We start from the raw sequence: 15798 nt of genomic DNA on the forward strand, positions 1-15798 counted from the left end.
AGGTAATGGAGATCACATTTTACAACTAACGTAAAAGGAGTGCGTGAATTTACATCACGCACTCCTTTTAGTTACAAAACAGTTTGTTATTTTGCTTCGTTATAATTCTTTTCTACTTCGTCCCAGTTGACTACATTCCAGAATGCTTTAGCATAATCAGGGCGCTTGTTTTGATATTTTAGATAGTAAGCATGCTCCCAAACGTCAAGCCCCAATAATGGTGTTTTACCTTCCATTACAGGCGTATCCTGATTTGGCGTACTTGTAATCTCTACATCGCCATTGTCAAGCACTAACCAAGCCCATCCGGAACCAAAACGGCCAGCAGCTGCTGCTTCAAATTCTTCTTTGAATTTATCAAAGCTACCAAATTTACTGTTGATTTTGTCCGCTAATTCTCCTGATGGTTCACCGCCGCCGTTCGGGGACATAATTTTCCAGAATAATGTATGGTTTGCATGTCCTCCACCGTTGTTTCTAACGGCTGTACGTGCACTTTCAGGTACAGCGTCCAGATTGGATAAGAGCTCTTCAAGGGATTTGTCCTGAAGATCTGCATGTCCCTCCAATGCACCGTTTAACTTTGTTACATAAGTGTTATGATGCTTCGTATGGTGAATGTTCATCGTATCTTTATCGATTGTAGGTTCTAAAGCATCGTAAGCGTATGGTAGTTCTGGTAATTCAAATTTTGCCATGATTCATGTCCTCCTCTAATAAAATAATTATTAAAAGGATTGAAAATTCACCCTTTAATGTAAGCGTATCAAAGCATACAGCTTCTTGCAAATTATATGCACAATAATCGCTTCCTCAATGACATAGTATACTCTTCCCATTTGACATATGTAATAAACTTTTTAATCATAATCATGCTCCATAGACAAAAAAACACAAGCGATTTGCTTGTTCATTAAAAGGTGGCTCGGGACGGAATCGAACCGCCGACACACGGATTTTCAGTCCGTTGCTCTACCGACTGAGCTACCGAGCCTTATTCTCTTTCTGATTTCCGGGATCTTAGTTAGAATATGTATGGAGGAGGTAGAGGGATTCGAACCCCCGCGCGGTTTGACCCGCCTCTCGGTTTTCAAGACCGACCCCTTCAGCCGAACTTGGGTATACCTCCAAGGTAGATATGGTGGACCCTGCAGGACTCGAACCTGCGACCGATCGGTTATGAGCCGATAGCTCTAACCAGCTGAGCTAAGGGTCCTTGATATAGTAAGTATATGGGGCGATCGATGGGGATCGAACCCACGTATGCCGGAGCCACAATCCGGTGCGTTAACCACTTCGCCACGACCGCCATATGCTTTTATGTTTGGTAGCGGCGGAGGGGATCGAACCCCCGACCTCACGGGTATGAACCGTACGCTCTCGCCAGCTGAGCTACACCGCCACATGGCTCCACAGGTAGGATTCGAACCTACGACCGATCGGTTAACAGCCGATTGCTCTACCACTGAGCTACTGTGGAAAATTTTATCGTAATATACTGCTCTTCTTTTATTGCTCTTCGTGTTACAACCGTATACAGTGAACAACTATATTTCACAAATATACACTCGGGAATTTTTTTGCCGATAATTTACATCCGAAATATGACAGCGACAAAATATAATTTACCATGTTCGACAGGTTCTGTCAACACTTTTTATTCAGTTTTATATTTACTTAAATGACAAAGCTGACGCGTACCATAAAAAAGCAGGCAGTATGTTGTCTGCCTGCTTTTCACCGGGAAAATAAATCTTTTTTTTAATCACCCAATACCTCTTCTGCTATGTTAACAGCGTGATCTCCAATTCGTTCCAGATTGCTGATTATATCTACAAATACAATTCCTGCTGCTCCTGAACATAAACCTTCATTCATACGAATAATATGTTTTTTACGGAAATTCCTTTCCATCTTGTCAATCTGATCCTCTTTTTGTACCACTGCCAATGCTGTTTCTCTGTCCATTTTTTGCAATGCTTCCACAGATTGTTTAACTGTTAAAACTGTTAAATCAAACATCTCATTAAGGTCTTCCGAAGCTTGGTCTGTCATCAGAACTTTATTGGATATTTTATAATCAATTAATTCAATTATATTCTCAAAATGGTCACCTATTCTTTCTATATCTCGAACAGTATCCATTAGTGCTGTATGATTCTCACTTTCCGTTTCTGACAATGATCCTGCTGATATATCAATAAGATAATCTGTAATTCGTCTATCCAAATTATTTAAAGCACCTTCAATTTGCATTGCCATTTCAGCGTGTTTCTGTTGATTTGTATTTAAATATTTCGCTGTTTCTTCCAGCCCCTGTGAAGCATATTCTCCCATTCGTATAATTTCGGCTTTTGACTGATCCAGTGCCAGCGTGGATGACTGCTGGATAAAAATAGGATCAAGGTGAGCCGGTTTATACTCTACTATCACATCTTTTCCGGGCACAAGTTTTGTCACCAGCCAAACAAATGCCCCTATAAATGGCAGCTGAACAACGGTGTTTGCAATGTTAAAACTTCCATGCGCAAAAGCGATGGTCATTTCGGCATTTAAATTTAATTGAGCTTGCAGAAAATAAACGTACTGCGTAAATAAACCAAGTAATAATACACCAATAGTTGCACCGATCAAATTAAAGGCAACATGCGTAAAAGCTGCTCTCCTTGCAGCTACTGAAGCTCCAATTGATGCCAATATTGCCGTAATGGTGGTCCCGAGATTATCACCAAACAACACAGGAAGTGCGGCATTTAAACTGATGGCTTCCTGTCCATATAAGCCCTGGAGAATACCAATTGTAGCAGTGGAACTCTGAACTACCAGTGTAAAAACAGTTCCAATAACTACTCCCAAAATAGGTGTATCACTCATGCTGACAGTTAATTCTTTAAAAACTTCTAAATGTCGCAGTGGAGACATACCGCTGCTCATTAGTTCCAATCCTAAAAAAAGCGCTCCGAAGCCAAAGACAGCCTGTCCAATGGCACTTACTTTCTGATGTTTAAAAAAGAATAGTAAAAACGCACCTGCGGCAACAATTGGCAGTGCATATGCCCCTAAATCAAAACCGATAATAAAGGCAGTAGCTGTTGTACCGATATTTGCCCCCATAATGATTCCTATAGCTTGTCTGAAACTCATAAATCCGGCATTTACTAATCCAACGGTTAACACCGTCGTACCGGAACTGCTTTGAATTAAAATGGTGACTATAATACCGGCCAGGACACCCATAAACGGATTGCTTGTAAACTTGTCCAAAATATCTCTCAAACGGTCTCCTGCTGACTTTTGCAATCCTTCTCCCATATACTTGATACCTAAGAGAAATATACCAAGACCACCAATAAATTCAAATAATAACGTTTGAACATCGATTTCCAAAACTAAGCCCTACCCTTCGTCGCGCTTATGTAAATTTGTCGCATACCATCTAATTATTAAATGAAAATAAACTATTTGTAAAGCTTTTCGAGAAAAATTTACACTAAATTTACATTCTATATATATTATTTTCTTACTTAAATTTCATTTCAATTTATAGAAGTTTTTTTATTGTAAACGTAAAAAAAGATAAAATTCCCCAAAGGCAAAAATGCCTTTTGGAAAAATTATCTTTTTTATTATTTCCTTATCTTTTCAACCAGTATTTTTGTACCATCCACCTGCACAACCTTTATATCGGTGCTCTTTTCAATCCATTGACCATTGGAAACTGCGCTGTAGTCTTTATTGTTTATTCTAATCGTTCCTACCGGGCGCAGATCGTTTAGGGTGATTCCTTCCTGGTTGACTAATTGTTCATAAGATTCATTAATCGAGTTATAGCCCGCTTCTTTTGTCAGCTGATCTCTCAGTGTAAGTTTATCCCACATGTTACGACGTTTGAATACTTTCAAAAACAGAAAGGATGCGCCTCCGCCAATAAGAACACCTAAAGCTGCATACAGCCCGCTTGTTAAATCAGGCGCAGCAATAGATACAGATATTAACATGCTTGCCACCCCCAAAGTAGCCAATGTTCCGTCATTTAACAATTTTCCATCAATAACTATTAGTAATAATCCTGCAAAATAAATAATAAGCATAAGAATAAAAGAGCCTGTTTCCATATAGGCTGTAAAATAAACTGTAATAAAGCCTATACCTAACAATGCAAAAAAACCACGCATATTTACAAGCACTTCACCGATTAGAAATAATGTAGCCAACCCTGTTATGACAAAAGCAATCCACTGTAATTCAAAGATGTCCATAAAATCTCCCCCTCTTACCTTTCCCTTTTTAATACGGACTACCATTATTATTTGTTTCAAAAAGGAGTATCAACATGAAAAAAATTATTATTTATATACTCGTTTTTTTATTTTTATTTAGTGTATATAAAGATTTAAATGGCGGCTCTTTACAAAATAATCTAAATGAACAAGAAATTACCCCTGTTACCGATTATAAAGCTGTTTATTTAAAAGTACAACATGGAGATACTATTTTATCAATCGTAGAAAGTATTAATGAGGGGAACATGAACAAAATGGATATCGATCAAATTATGGAAGATTTTAAATTATTGAACCCAAATGTGCAACCTGAAGAGGTCAAAGTAGCTCATTTTTATTACTTTCCATCATATGAATGAACGTTATAATGCAAAAAGAACTGCCTGTCATAAGTCATGTTTTGCGACTTATGAGGCAGCCTTTTTGTTTATACGAACGGCAGGATAAAGAGTGTAATAACAATTGCAATTGCCCCTGCAGCAATAGCAATGTTGCCTAGCGTATCCGCACCGCGACTTCTGGAGACAAAGCCAAGAATAATTCCTGCCCCGCCCATGATAATTGGCCACATAAAGAATGCAACAATGGATAATGCAATACCTATCCAGCCATAGGTTGTATTTACATCAGTGTCGTTCCTTAAATCGTCTTTATCCAATGTTTTATCATAATCATCTGCAGTAATTTCAGCAGCATATTCTTCATTCCTTGAACTTTCTGGAACCTGATATCTGTTTCTGTTTTGTCCATGGTTTGGTGCTTTTTCAACATTCCTGCCATTGTTATTATGATACTCATCCATAATTTAGACCTCCTTTTCTCCAGTTTGAGGTGCAACTATAGTTTATGGATTAGCTCACTTTATATTATGTTATTTTTTGGCATCATATTTTCAGACAAGTTTATTTTTAACATCTGTTTGCATACAGTATAACAATATGTCACTATCAAAGGAGCGTATTATGTCTATTTTTATTAAGGAATTTGTTTCAAAAAAGCTAAAGAATGTTAGTGCCGAGGAACTCCTCCATTATGGAAAACAGTATCATTTTTCCATAAAGCAAACCGAAGCGGAACAAATAGCGGATTACCTCAAAAAAAACTCGGTTGACCCGTTTCACGCAGAGGGCAGACGGAAAATGCTTAAAGAGCTTGCTCGTATAACGGACACAAAAACGGCAAAAAAAGCACAAAAATTATTTCATGAGCTTATAAAATCATATGGATTAGATCATCTGCTTGAATGAAATAAAGCTGCCTGAATTGGCAGCTTTATACATTCAAGTATTCATAATTTTTTCTTTTAAGTCCGGATCAAAATTTCCTGATTTTATCATTTCAATTTCATATTTATATGGTGATTTTTTATTCTTTTTATCTTCCCCTACATAAGGTGTTTCCAGTATTTTCGGCAGGCTCGCAAGCTGGGGATGATTGATAACATAGTGCAAAGCTTTAAACCCGATGTGACCGAATCCAATATTCTCATGACGGTCTTTATGGGCACCTTTTTCATTTTTACTGTCATTGACATGAACTACTTTTATACGGTCGACGCCAATAATTTTATCAAATTCATTTAAAACACCATCAAAATCATTTACTACATCGTAACCAGCATCATGAATATGACAAGTATCCATGCAGACGGATAAATGCTCATTATGCGTCACACCATCAATGATAGCAGCTAATTCTTCAAATGTTCTGCCTATTTCAGATCCTTTACCTGCCATCGTTTCCAGCGCAATCTGCACGTCATTTTCCTGCTCGAGTACTTCATTTAATCCTTCAATAATTCTCTTTATTCCAACCGCTGCACCTTCCCCAACATGTGCACCTGGGTGAAGAACAATTTGTCTGGCACCGATTGCTTCTGTCCGATCAATTTCATTACGAAGAAAATTAACCCCTAATTCAAATGTTTCGGGTTTTACAGCGTTGCCTACATTTATAATGTACGGCGCATGTACAACTATATCTTCTATGCCGTTTTCTTTCATATGTTCTCTGCCGGCCATTATATTTAATTCCTCAATCGGTTTTCTTCTCGTGTTTTGCGGGGCTCCTGTATATATCATGAATGTATTGGCAGCATAAGAAGCAGTCTCCTCACTGGAAGCCAGTAGCATTTTCTTTCCGCTCATTGATACATGTGATCCTAGTTTAATCAATTCCTGCACCTCTCCTTAACTTTCACTTTATTTTCTGTATTTATTTTTCTTTGTTAGTTTCTTTTTTATGTTTGATTGCTGTTGTTTCATTTTTTTCTTATATCCCGGTTTCACTTTTTTCTGCTTCCTCACCCGTTTCCAAGCTTCTTTATCCAAATCTGTCGTTACTTCTGTTCTTTGCTTTCGATTGTTCCATGATTTTGTTTCCAGCCACTGGCCATGACGGATATCCACATACGTAAAGGTTAACCCTTTTTGTTCAAGCTTTTCAATGAGTTTAAGATCGGCATTATCATTATATAAGCTTATTGCGGTACCTTCCATGCCAGCACGTGCCGTTCTTCCAACCCGGTGTATATAAAAATCTTCTTCTTTAGGAAGCTGTGCATTAATGACGTGGCTTACTCCTTTAATATCTATACCTCTTGAAGCTAAATCTGTCGCTACAATATACTGGTAACGTAGGTTCTGTATGTCTTTTAACACACGTTTACGTTCTCGTGGAGCCAATCCCCCGTGTATAAGACCAGCATCCAATCCTTTTGACTGCAGCCGAGCTGCTAATTCATCTGCCTGTGCTTTCCCGTTGGTAAATATAATAGCTAAATATGGCTGAATCGTTCTTGAAATTTCCATAATAATGTCTGCTTCATCACGGTGTTTTATGGCTATTAAACGGTGTTCCATTTTTTCCGGCGAAAAGTGCTCGTTAATTTTAACATAAGTTGGCTTTTGCAGGTATTTCTTTAAAAAGTGCTCCAGTTTCTGTGGTATCGTTGCCGAAAATACTAGTAATTGGATATCCTGGTTGGCCCGCACCAATAGTTGGTCTACCTCGTGAATAAAGCCCAAATCCAGCATTAAATCTGCCTCATCAATAACAAATGATGCAGCAGTAAAAATAGAAAGTGCCTCTTCTTTTATAAGATCAAGAATCCTACCTGGTGTTCCTACGATGATATGTGGCGGGTCTTTTAATTTTTCCATCATTCTCTGTTTATCGGTTCCGCCTGTTAACAATTTCAGTTTCCATTGGTTTCCTTCATCTGTGTATTGAATAACTTTTTTTAATTCTTCATAAAGCTGCATGGCCAGTTCTCTTGTAGGAGCTGTGATTACAAACTGAACGTGATTTTTTTCGGGATCAAGCTGATTTACGAGTGGCAAAAGAAATGCATGTGTTTTCCCTGAACCAGTTCTTGATTGGCCAATGACACTTTCTCCTTTTAAAACTGCGGGAATGACCTTTTGTTGTATTTCAGTTGGGTTTTGAAAGTTTAATTTCCTGATTACTTCAAGCAATTGTGGTTGAAAGGAAAATTCCTCAAATGATTTATTCGTCATTAGGTTAACTCCTTTTCGTATATGGAGTGATAAAACAGTTTAAATTGTTTTAAAAGGATCGGTATTTGAAACAGATTCGATCACATCCACATCTGTGGATTTCAATTCATAATCCAAATATCTCTTTACAGCACTTTTCATTACGTATTCTGAATAATGTCCCGGGTCAATAACCACCAGCCCATGCTGCCACGCTTCTTGGGCTGCATGAAAAGTCATATCACCGGTTATATAAACATCGGCTCCTTTTTGCTTCGCCCGGGACCAATATTTTTCCCCGCTTCCCCCTAAAACTGCGATACGTTTTACTTCTTTGTCCAGGTCTCCCGTTACCCGTACCGACTTTAGCTTCAGTACCTCCTTCATATGATTGCACAAATCTTTTACATTTATTTTCTTTTGAAGTGTACCGATTCTTCCAAGCCCATAATCCTGCCCCTCGTTTGCCATAGGAAAAATATCATAGGCAACCTCCTCGTAGGGATGTGCATCAACCATACTCTTAACTACTTTATTCAATATTCCTTCTTCTGCGATTGATTCAATTTTTACTTCATCAACAAATTCCAATTCGCCCTGTTTTCCGATATATGGGCTTGTACCCTCCAATGGTTTAAATGTCCCCTGTCCTTTTGTCTGAAATGTACAGTGACTGTAGTTGCCTATATGGCCTGCACCAGTATTATTTATTGCATTCATTACATCTTTTCTATGGCTTTCAGGAACATAAATAACTACCTTATACAATTTTTCTTTTTTTGTTTGAACCAGGTTTTTTGTATTTTCTATCCCTATTTTTTCACACAGTATGTCATTAACCCCGCCATAGGCGATGTCCAAATTAGTGTGTGAGGAATAAACCGTAATATTATGTTGAATTAATTTCTGTAACATACGGCCTTTTGGTGTATCCGTATCAATTTGTTTCATTGATTGAAACAGAAGCGGGTGATGAGAAATGATCAGTTCAACATCTTGATCAATTGCTTCATCCACAACAGATTCCAGTACATCCAGCGTTACCATCACACGTTTAACATCTTGATTGTAAGAACCAATTTGTAAACCGACATTATCCCAATCATATGCAAAGGTATTAGGCGCCAACTTTTCCATCATTTGAAAAATAGCTTTATTCTTCAAACCGGATTACCTCCTTTATCCAGTTTTTTTCTGTTTGATACTGGATTAGTTTCTCATTATTTGGTAATTTTGCTTTTTTCATTTCTTCTATGACATGCTTGTACTTCTCATATTCATCCGTCCATTTTTCCATAAATACATCCGATTGCTTTTTCAATAATCTCGGGCCAAATAATACTTCTTTTTCCGATAATGAAACGCTTTGATGGATATTTCGCTCTGCTGCAATTATTTCATAGATATGTCCATTCTCTTTCAAAATATCTTCATCCGTAATCGTATAGTTATGTTTCGCCAGCCACCTTCTTAATGTTCTCGATTCATTGTTTGGCTGGACGATAATCCAATTCACATCTGTTAGTTTATCCATACCAGATTCCAGTATCGAACGGATCAATGCACCACCCATCCCTGTGATTACAAGTTGGTGAATCTCCCCTTGCTGCAGTATTTCCAGGCCATTTCCGAGCCGGACATCGATCTGATGCTGTAAATTATATTTTTCAACTGTTTGAACTGCATTGCTGTAGGGCCCTTCATTAATTTCACCTGCAATTGCTTTTGCAGTGGGATCATTTAAACATACATAGCAGGGCAAATAGGCGTGATCAGAACCAATATCAGCAAATAAGCTTTCTTCAGGCAAACGGGATGCAACCTTTTGAAGACGAATTGATAAGTTTAAGACTGTTTTCATAGAATCGCTTCTTTCTTTTCATCCATCCATTTTGTTAATTGATTTTCTTTATAAAGAAAAGCTTTCTGTTTATCGCAGAAAGCTTTTATATTATAACTTATTGTTCTTCCAAAAGCCAAGTTGTAATAGCTTGAGCTTCATCTTCACTTACGAGACCACCAGGCATAGCGCCCTGTCCATTCATAATAATGTCGATTATTTCATCCTCACCCAAGCGATTGCCTACTTCGGCTAATTCCGGACCGGCCCCTCCTGATAAATCAGCACCGTGACAGGATGCACAGTTTGTTTCATAGACAGCAGAAGGGTCATCCGTAGTTTCCCCTTCCGAGGATTCTTCTTCCTGGGCACCTTCTTCAGTTGGCGCTTCTTCCCCCTCTTCAGCAATATCATCCCGCTGATTCGCACCGACAAAAGCAAAAATAATTACTGCAAGTATACCTAAAATTGCAATAGTAGCAAATGGTATGACAGGGTTTCTCATGACATTTCCTCCTTATGTAATCCCCTTATACTATATTAGATAAAAGACTATATATATTTTACTCGAAAAAGTAAATAGTTTAAAGTATTTATAAGTGAATACTTTTTAACATTGCTAGTAATAGGGATGAAAATATATCTAATTCCGTATAAAATCAAAGGATCTCCCGTTATAATTTACTTCCAATAAGTAGATGATAGTCATTGTCACTTAAGTGACCAATGACTACCATGCTAATCCAAAAAATCTTTCAGCCGTTTGCTTCGGCTCGGGTGTCTCAACTTTCTAAGTGCCTTGGCTTCAATTTGTCTTATTCTCTCACGGGTAACACCGAATACTTTGCCAACCTCTTCTAATGTTCTGGTACGTCCATCATCCAGTCCAAAACGAAGGCGGAGTACATTTTCTTCCCGGTCTGTCAATGTGTCCAGCACATCTTCCAACTGCTCCTTCAATAATTCATAGGATGCATGATCAGAAGGTGAAACAGCTTCCTGGTCTTCAATAAAATCACCCAAATGGGAGTCATCCTCTTCTCCGATTGGTGTTTCCAGAGAGACGGGTTCCTGGGCTATTTTCAGAATATCACGGACTTTATCAGGAGAGAGTTCCATTTCTTCTCCAATTTCTTCCGGTGTCGGTTCTCTGCCAAAATCCTGCAGCAGCTGTCGCTGTACCCGGATCAGCTTATTTATTGTTTCCACCATGTGAACCGGAATCCGAATCGTTCTTGCCTGGTCTGCAATCGCCCTTGTTATAGCCTGACGAATCCACCAGGTGGCATACGTACTGAATTTAAACCCTTTTCGGTAATCAAATTTTTCCACTGCTTTAATTAAACCCATATTTCCTTCCTGAATAAGATCCAGGAAAAGCATCCCACGGCCTACATAGCGTTTTGCAATGCTTACTACAAGACGCAAATTGGCTTCAGCCAGCCTGCGTTTTGCCTCTTCATCTCCATTTTCTATTTTTGTAGCAAGATCGATTTCCTCTGCAGCAGACAGCAAATCCACTCTGCCAATTTCCTTTAAATACATACGGACAGGGTCATTGATTTTGATTCCAAGCGGTACACTTAAATCATTTAAGTTAAATTCTTCCTCTTTGGCAATCTGCTGCATGCTTGGATCTTCTTCAGACTCGCCTATCACTTCAACACCTTGTTCTCCCAGGTACTCATAAAACTCATCCATTTGATCGGATTCAATCACAAAACTAGATAACCGGTCTGCTATCTCTTCATAAGCCAGGACACCGCGCTTCTTTCCCATTTCAAGCAATTGTTCTTTTGCTTGATCCAATGTTTGTTCAGGCTCATTTTCTTTAGTTTGTGAAGGTTTATTTTCTGACATGAGTCCCCCTCCTTCCAGACTGCTTAAACATCAATTTGTATTTTTTAATTGCTTTTCCAATTCCATAATTTGTACAGCTATTTCTGCGGCTTTTAACGGATTGTCCTGCTTCTCGGCCAATAGCTGTTGTTCTTTCAGTGACTGAATGCTTATCTTATCACTGTTTTCAGTTTGTATTATCCGAATATAATCATTGATCTCCCTGTCATTTATCTCTTTTTCATCCATATTCATGGTTATTTCTATGATGAGCTGTTTCATGCTGTCATTGGATAAATTATCTATAAACAGGCTGACATCGGATGGATATCCTTCTTCATAAAAAGCATATAAATGGGTTGCTATTATTTTATGTTCATCAATCGTGAAATTTGCACCAATTTCCTCACGTACTTTGTCAGCAACCATTGTATCCTGCAGCATGTATTGCAGCAGCATTCTTTCTGCATTATGAAATGCGGGGAGCAGTTTTTTATTCTGGTAAAAATTTGCAGCTGCCCTGTTATATCTTTTTTTGACCGGGCTATCCTTTTGATAGCCGTTTTTTTTTCGATATACCTGCAGTTCTTCCATTAATGTTTCCATGGATACATCATATTCGTTACTGAGTTCTTTTAAATAATATTCCCTTTCAACAGAGCTGTTAATTACAGCTAGCTGCCTAAGCACTTTTTCTATATAGTTTATGCGATCAGCTTCCAAGCTTAAATTATAATCTTTTTTCACATATCGCATATAAAAAGCCATAAATGTATCACTGGCTTTTATTACTTCTTTCTCAAAAACATCCTTGCCGTAAGTTTTAATGAAGTCATCCGGGTCCATATTATCCTTCAGTTTGGCGACCTTCACCTCACAGCCGGATTTTCTTAATGAAACAGCAGCTTTATAAGCAGCTTCAGTTCCGGCATCGTCATCATCATAACAAATGACAACCGTATCCACATATCGATTTAGCAGATTTGCCTGTGAGTCTGTGAGCGATGTACCAAGTGTTGCAATGACGTTCCTGATTCCTGCCTGGTATGCTGTAATGACATCCATATAGCCTTCAAATAAAATGGCTTCACTTTCTTTTCGTATATACCGCTTGGCAAGGTCAAAATTGTAAAACAGCTTCCCTTTTTGGAACAATTCGCTTTCCGGGCTGTTTAAATATTTGGGTTCTTTTTCTCCCAGCGCGCGTCCGCCAAATGCGACTGTTTTCCCTAAATGGTTGCGTATCGGAAAAATAACACGTCCGCCAAAACGGTCAATTGTCGTTTGATCGTCCAGCATACTAACTAAGCCATTCTTTATGAGATGTTGCAGATGAAAGCCTTTCTTTTCCAGAAATTCAGCTGTAAAACCTTTTATATTTGGTGCAAAACCAAGCTGAAATGTGTCAATTGCATCGTCGCCAATGTCCCTGTCAGCAAAGTAATTATACCCTTCTTTCCCATCTTTTGTATAACGAAGCAAATGATGGTACAATTTTGTTAACCACTCATATGCTTCAAGCGTTTGCTGGTTCTCATGAGAAAGATTGGAAGCTTCCTTTTTACCGGCACTTTCGGGCAGCTCCTGGCCTGTTCTTTTTGCAAGGTGCTCTAAAGCTTCATAAAATGAATAGCTTTCCATTTCCATGAGAAAAGTAACAGCATTACCGCCTTTTCCACACCCGAAACAATGAAAGATCTGTTTTTCCTGTGTTACCGAAAAGGATGGTGTTTTTTCCCCGTGAAATGGACATAATCCAAAAAAGTTTTTTCCTTGTTTCTTTAATTGAATATATTCTCCAATAACATCTACAATATCATTGGCTGCTCGAATTTCCTCGATTATATTCTCGGGAATCATGTGCTTGGCCATTTTAAATCACCATACTATATATATTCAAGTTTTATAAAAAAAACCTCTAAAATTCGACAATTTTTTCTGTCGAGGCGAAAAAAATACCTTCTTTTATCCAGTTTCCAACATTGAAGGATTCATTTATGCTTGAAGGATTATTTTTTTAACATGGTAACAATAGTTTGCAAACAAAAAACTATGTTAATCGCTATTGTTATTATGTTACCTTAGGAGTTAGTGGATAAACCCCCTTTTCATTGATTTAACTGCTGGAATGCTTAACTTTCGACGGCATTTATTGTTAAAGCCCTTATTCAATTATCCAGTACGAAAGTTTTATACTCTTCCATTAGACTCGCATCATGTACTTAATTCTACATCATCCTTTTAGAATCCTTCCTGATTATGAATGTTTTATTTTTCAGAATATGCTCAAAGGATATAAATAGAACTATTGTTTCTAATTACTAATCTTTACACAAAAATTAATTATAATACATCATGATTAAAAATGCTAATAAAAAGTTTTGGTTTTTTAAAATGTAAAAAGACTAACCCTCTTGTAGGATAGTCTCTTACACAGTATGTTCATAAATACGCAGGAACATTCATTTTATGATTTCTCCTGTATAATCTGAAGGATGTTGTTTGCTGTCTCTTCTACCGCCTTATGGGAAACATCGATGACTCGACATCCGATTCTTTTTACAATTTTATCAAAGTAGGAAAGTTCAGTATGAATCCTTTCTATATTGGCATAGGTTGCCTGATCGCCTAAGCCTAACGCTTTTAACCGCTCTTTTCTTATTTCATACAGCTTTTTCGGACTTATGCGGAGACCGATACACCTGGAAGGATCGACCTCAAGCAGCTCTTCTGGAGGATCTACTTCCGGCACGATGGGAACATTGGCCACCTTTAATCGCTTATGAGCCAAAAATTGGGACAAGGGCGTTTTGGAAGTTCGTGAAACACCAATTAAGATAATATCCGCTCTGGCAATTCCTCTTGTGTCCCGCCCATCATCATATTTAACCGCAAATTCAATAGCTTCTATCCGTTTAAAGTAATCTTCGTCCAGTTTATGTACTAAACCGGCTTCAAGCTTTGGCTGATGTTTGAACACCTTTTCCATTGCCGAAAGTGTCGGACCCATAATATCGATAGCTTCAATACCCCATTTTATCGCCTGCTGATTCACATAATTTCTAAGGGTCGGATCAACCAATGTAAATCCGATCATTCCCTTTTTTTCTTTCGCCAGCTGAATTGCTTCATCAATGGTTTCTTTATCTTCAACATAAGGAATACGCTGGATTTGATACTCTCCGTCATTAAATTGGCTCAAGCCTGCTTTAATGACGAGTTCAGCTGTTTCCCCTACTGAATCAGAAAGTATATAGACATTAGGTATCTTACTCATAAGAATACACCTCTTTTACTTATAGTTCGTGCTCAAATAAGGAGGACGAGAACGGCCGGCTAAGTTGGCAACGTTCCAGGGCTGCGAGGCGAGGAATAGCTATATTATACTCCCGAGACGTGAACGGGTGCAGCAATCTATTTTTGTACCAATTAATCGCACGCCCAAATAAGATCCCCCTGCTCCATCTTCACCGGTCTTACTGAACTTCCTCTTATAAATGTTCATCGGAAATTAACTCTACAAAAGCCTTTGTAATGGTCGTTTTAGTAATTCTTCCTATCACTTCCAGACCGTGAACGCCATCTTTTACAACCGGCACACCGTCTATTTGATTATTGATGAGTTTATTTGCTACTTCAAGCAATAAATCATCTTTTCTGCAAACAGTGATATTCGGCATTCTAGTCATGATAATATGAACCGGAACTGCATTTAAATCCTGCTGGCCGATACTTGCCCTAAGCAGGTCCTTCCTTGAAAGAACACCGGTTAAAGATGCGTTATCATTCACAACAAAAAGCGTACCCACATCTTCTAAAAACATAGTGGAAATAGCATCATACACAGACACATTTTCTTTTACTACAATAGGTACATGCTGATACTCATGAACTTTGAATTTCTTAATTTGTTCCGTTAATAATTCCGTTCCGGTTTTACCGGTATAAAAATATCCGACACGCGGTCTTGCTTCTAAAAATCCAGCCATCGTTAAAATGGCTAAATCCGGCCTGAGTGTAGCTCTTGTTAAACTTAGTCGATCAGCTATCTTTTCACCCGTAATTGGCCCATTTTCTTTTACTATTTCTATAATTTGTTCCTGACGGTTTGATAATTCCATTTATTCACCACCAATTGTGACATACTAATTATAAATATTATATCTTAAATAAGGCAAAAAGGGAATTACGGGTAACGTTTTTAAAGGCTTAACTTATCGCTAATGGGTTCTTGAAAGCGTATTTTGCTTTCCCAAAAGCCCTTATTCTTTGAACTGCAAGCCTTAAGGGCCAATCATTAACACCACAAGGATATGACTTAATGACTCTCGCACTTTTG

15 protein-coding genes and 6 tRNA genes are annotated in these 15798 nt (G+C 38.1%); 2 read left to right on the forward strand and 19 right to left on the reverse strand.

The genetic code is table 11. The features are described from left to right. Positions 1-86 precede the first annotated feature (86 nt). The 9 genes from ACDX78_RS09610 to ACDX78_RS09650 all read right to left on the reverse strand — a co-directional run bounded on the left by ACDX78_RS09610 (position 87) and on the right by ACDX78_RS09650 (position 4259). Positions 87-698, reverse strand: coding sequence for a superoxide dismutase (locus tag ACDX78_RS09610; RefSeq protein WP_486027365.1), 612 nt, complete (start codon positions 696-698; stop codon positions 87-89). A 223-nt stretch (positions 699-921) separates the two neighbouring features. Beyond that, positions 922-994: transfer RNA gene (locus ACDX78_RS09615), tRNA-Phe, on the reverse strand. A gap of 42 nt (positions 995-1036) precedes the next feature. Further along, positions 1037-1129 (reverse strand) — tRNA-Ser (locus tag ACDX78_RS09620). 10 nt (positions 1130-1139) lie between these two features. Next, a tRNA-Ile gene (locus ACDX78_RS09625) sits at positions 1140-1216 on the reverse strand. Positions 1217-1233: 17 nt separating this feature from the next. Beyond that, positions 1234-1309: transfer RNA gene (locus ACDX78_RS09630), tRNA-His, on the reverse strand. 16 nt (positions 1310-1325) lie between these two features. Further along, positions 1326-1402 (reverse strand) — tRNA-Met (locus ACDX78_RS09635). 3 nt (positions 1403-1405) lie between these two features. Continuing rightward, a tRNA-Asn gene (locus ACDX78_RS09640) sits at positions 1406-1480 on the reverse strand. 281 nt (positions 1481-1761) lie between these two features. Continuing rightward, positions 1762-3387 (reverse strand): Na/Pi cotransporter family protein, encoded by a 1626-nt coding sequence (locus tag ACDX78_RS09645; RefSeq protein WP_486027367.1) that lies wholly within the window; start codon positions 3385-3387, stop codon positions 1762-1764. 239 nt (positions 3388-3626) lie between these two features. Continuing rightward, positions 3627-4259 (reverse strand): NfeD family protein, encoded by a 633-nt coding sequence (locus tag ACDX78_RS09650; protein WP_486027369.1) that lies wholly within the window; start codon positions 4257-4259, stop codon positions 3627-3629. A 74-nt stretch (positions 4260-4333) separates the two neighbouring features. On the opposite strand from ACDX78_RS09650, the gene ACDX78_RS09655 reads away from it, so the two are divergent. Next, positions 4334-4642 (forward strand): hypothetical protein, encoded by a 309-nt coding sequence (locus ACDX78_RS09655; RefSeq protein ID WP_486027371.1) that lies wholly within the window; start codon positions 4334-4336, stop codon positions 4640-4642. 68 nt (positions 4643-4710) lie between these two features. Here the strand turns inward: ACDX78_RS09655 and ACDX78_RS09660 are convergent, their stop codons facing one another. Then, on the reverse strand, positions 4711-5085 hold the full coding sequence (locus tag ACDX78_RS09660) for a hypothetical protein (protein WP_486027372.1): 375 nt from the start codon (positions 5083-5085) through the stop codon (positions 4711-4713). Between the two features lie 160 nt (positions 5086-5245). Here ACDX78_RS09660 and ACDX78_RS09665 point away from each other — a divergent pair, with 160 nt between their 5' ends. After that, a complete protein-coding gene (locus ACDX78_RS09665; RefSeq protein WP_486027373.1) occupies positions 5246-5530 on the forward strand; it encodes a DUF2624 family protein in 285 nt (94 codons plus the stop codon). A 33-nt stretch (positions 5531-5563) separates the two neighbouring features. Here ACDX78_RS09665 and ACDX78_RS09670 read toward each other — a convergent pair whose 3' ends face one another. The 9 genes from ACDX78_RS09670 to ccpN form a co-directional block, all read right to left on the reverse strand. After that, the gene (locus tag ACDX78_RS09670) at positions 5564-6457 is read right to left on the reverse strand and encodes a deoxyribonuclease IV (protein ID WP_486027375.1); all 894 of its coding nucleotides are present in this window, start codon (positions 6455-6457) and stop codon (positions 5564-5566) included. A 27-nt stretch (positions 6458-6484) separates the two neighbouring features. Then, a complete protein-coding gene (locus tag ACDX78_RS09675) occupies positions 6485-7801 on the reverse strand; it encodes a DEAD/DEAH box helicase (protein ID WP_486027376.1) in 1317 nt (438 codons plus the stop codon). Between the two features lie 39 nt (positions 7802-7840). Further along, complete coding sequence (locus ACDX78_RS09680; RefSeq protein ID WP_486027547.1) at positions 7841-8920, reverse strand: Nif3-like dinuclear metal center hexameric protein; 1080 nt, start codon at positions 8918-8920, stop codon at positions 7841-7843. A gap of 13 nt (positions 8921-8933) precedes the next feature. Next, on the reverse strand, positions 8934-9641 hold the full coding sequence (locus tag ACDX78_RS09685) for a tRNA (adenine(22)-N(1))-methyltransferase (protein WP_486027378.1): 708 nt from the start codon (positions 9639-9641) through the stop codon (positions 8934-8936). Positions 9642-9738: 97 nt separating this feature from the next. Next, a complete protein-coding gene (gene cccA / locus ACDX78_RS09690; RefSeq protein WP_486027380.1) occupies positions 9739-10125 on the reverse strand; it encodes a cytochrome c550 in 387 nt (128 codons plus the stop codon). Positions 10126-10358: 233 nt separating this feature from the next. Continuing rightward, the gene (rpoD, locus tag ACDX78_RS09695; RefSeq protein ID WP_486027382.1) at positions 10359-11480 is read right to left on the reverse strand and encodes an RNA polymerase sigma factor RpoD; all 1122 of its coding nucleotides are present in this window, start codon (positions 11478-11480) and stop codon (positions 10359-10361) included. Positions 11481-11510: 30 nt separating this feature from the next. Further along, positions 11511-13331 carry a DNA primase gene (dnaG, locus tag ACDX78_RS09700; protein WP_486027383.1) on the reverse strand — a complete coding sequence of 607 codons (1821 nt, stop codon included), beginning with the start codon at positions 13329-13331 and terminating at the stop codon, positions 11511-11513. Positions 13332-13926: 595 nt separating this feature from the next. Beyond that, positions 13927-14736 (reverse strand): pyruvate, water dikinase regulatory protein, encoded by an 810-nt coding sequence (locus ACDX78_RS09705; RefSeq protein WP_486027385.1) that lies wholly within the window; start codon positions 14734-14736, stop codon positions 13927-13929. A 214-nt stretch (positions 14737-14950) separates the two neighbouring features. Continuing rightward, entirely contained in the window at positions 14951-15580 is a 630-nt protein-coding gene (ccpN, locus tag ACDX78_RS09710; RefSeq protein WP_486027387.1) for a transcriptional regulator CcpN, read from the reverse strand. Between the last annotated feature and the right edge of the window lie 218 nt (positions 15581-15798).

The organism is Virgibacillus oceani, assembly GCF_041521345.1.
Classification (GTDB): Bacteria; Bacillota; Bacilli; order Bacillales; family Amphibacillaceae; genus Virgibacillus_N; species Virgibacillus_N oceani_A.

What these genes read in the sequence shown, in the direction of transcription:
- ACDX78_RS09675 (WP_486027376.1), bottom strand. Translation starts at nt 7,801, where the DNA reads ATGACGAATAAATCATTTGAGGAATTTTCCTTTCAACCACAATTGCTT.
- rpoD (WP_486027382.1), bottom strand. Translation starts at nt 11,480, where the DNA reads ATGTCAGAAAATAAACCTTCACAAACTAAAGAAAATGAGCCTGAACAA.
- ACDX78_RS09660 (WP_486027372.1), bottom strand. Translation starts at nt 5,085, where the DNA reads ATGGATGAGTATCATAATAACAATGGCAGGAATGTTGAAAAAGCACCA.
- ACDX78_RS09650 (WP_486027369.1), bottom strand. Translation starts at nt 4,259, where the DNA reads ATGGACATCTTTGAATTACAGTGGATTGCTTTTGTCATAACAGGGTTG.
- ACDX78_RS09705 (WP_486027385.1), bottom strand. Translation starts at nt 14,736, where the DNA reads ATGAGTAAGATACCTAATGTCTATATACTTTCTGATTCAGTAGGGGAA.
- ACDX78_RS09685 (WP_486027378.1), bottom strand. Translation starts at nt 9,641, where the DNA reads ATGAAAACAGTCTTAAACTTATCAATTCGTCTTCAAAAGGTTGCATCC.
- cccA (WP_486027380.1), bottom strand. Translation starts at nt 10,125, where the DNA reads ATGAGAAACCCTGTCATACCATTTGCTACTATTGCAATTTTAGGTATA.
- ccpN (WP_486027387.1), bottom strand. Translation starts at nt 15,580, where the DNA reads ATGGAATTATCAAACCGTCAGGAACAAATTATAGAAATAGTAAAAGAA.
- dnaG (WP_486027383.1), bottom strand. Translation starts at nt 13,331, where the DNA reads ATGGCCAAGCACATGATTCCCGAGAATATAATCGAGGAAATTCGAGCA.
- ACDX78_RS09665 (WP_486027373.1), top strand. Translation starts at nt 5,246, where the DNA reads ATGTCTATTTTTATTAAGGAATTTGTTTCAAAAAAGCTAAAGAATGTT.
- ACDX78_RS09680 (WP_486027547.1), bottom strand. Translation starts at nt 8,920, where the DNA reads ATGATGGAAAAGTTGGCGCCTAATACCTTTGCATATGATTGGGATAAT.
- ACDX78_RS09610 (WP_486027365.1), bottom strand. Translation starts at nt 698, where the DNA reads ATGGCAAAATTTGAATTACCAGAACTACCATACGCTTACGATGCTTTA.
- ACDX78_RS09655 (WP_486027371.1), top strand. Translation starts at nt 4,334, where the DNA reads ATGAAAAAAATTATTATTTATATACTCGTTTTTTTATTTTTATTTAGT.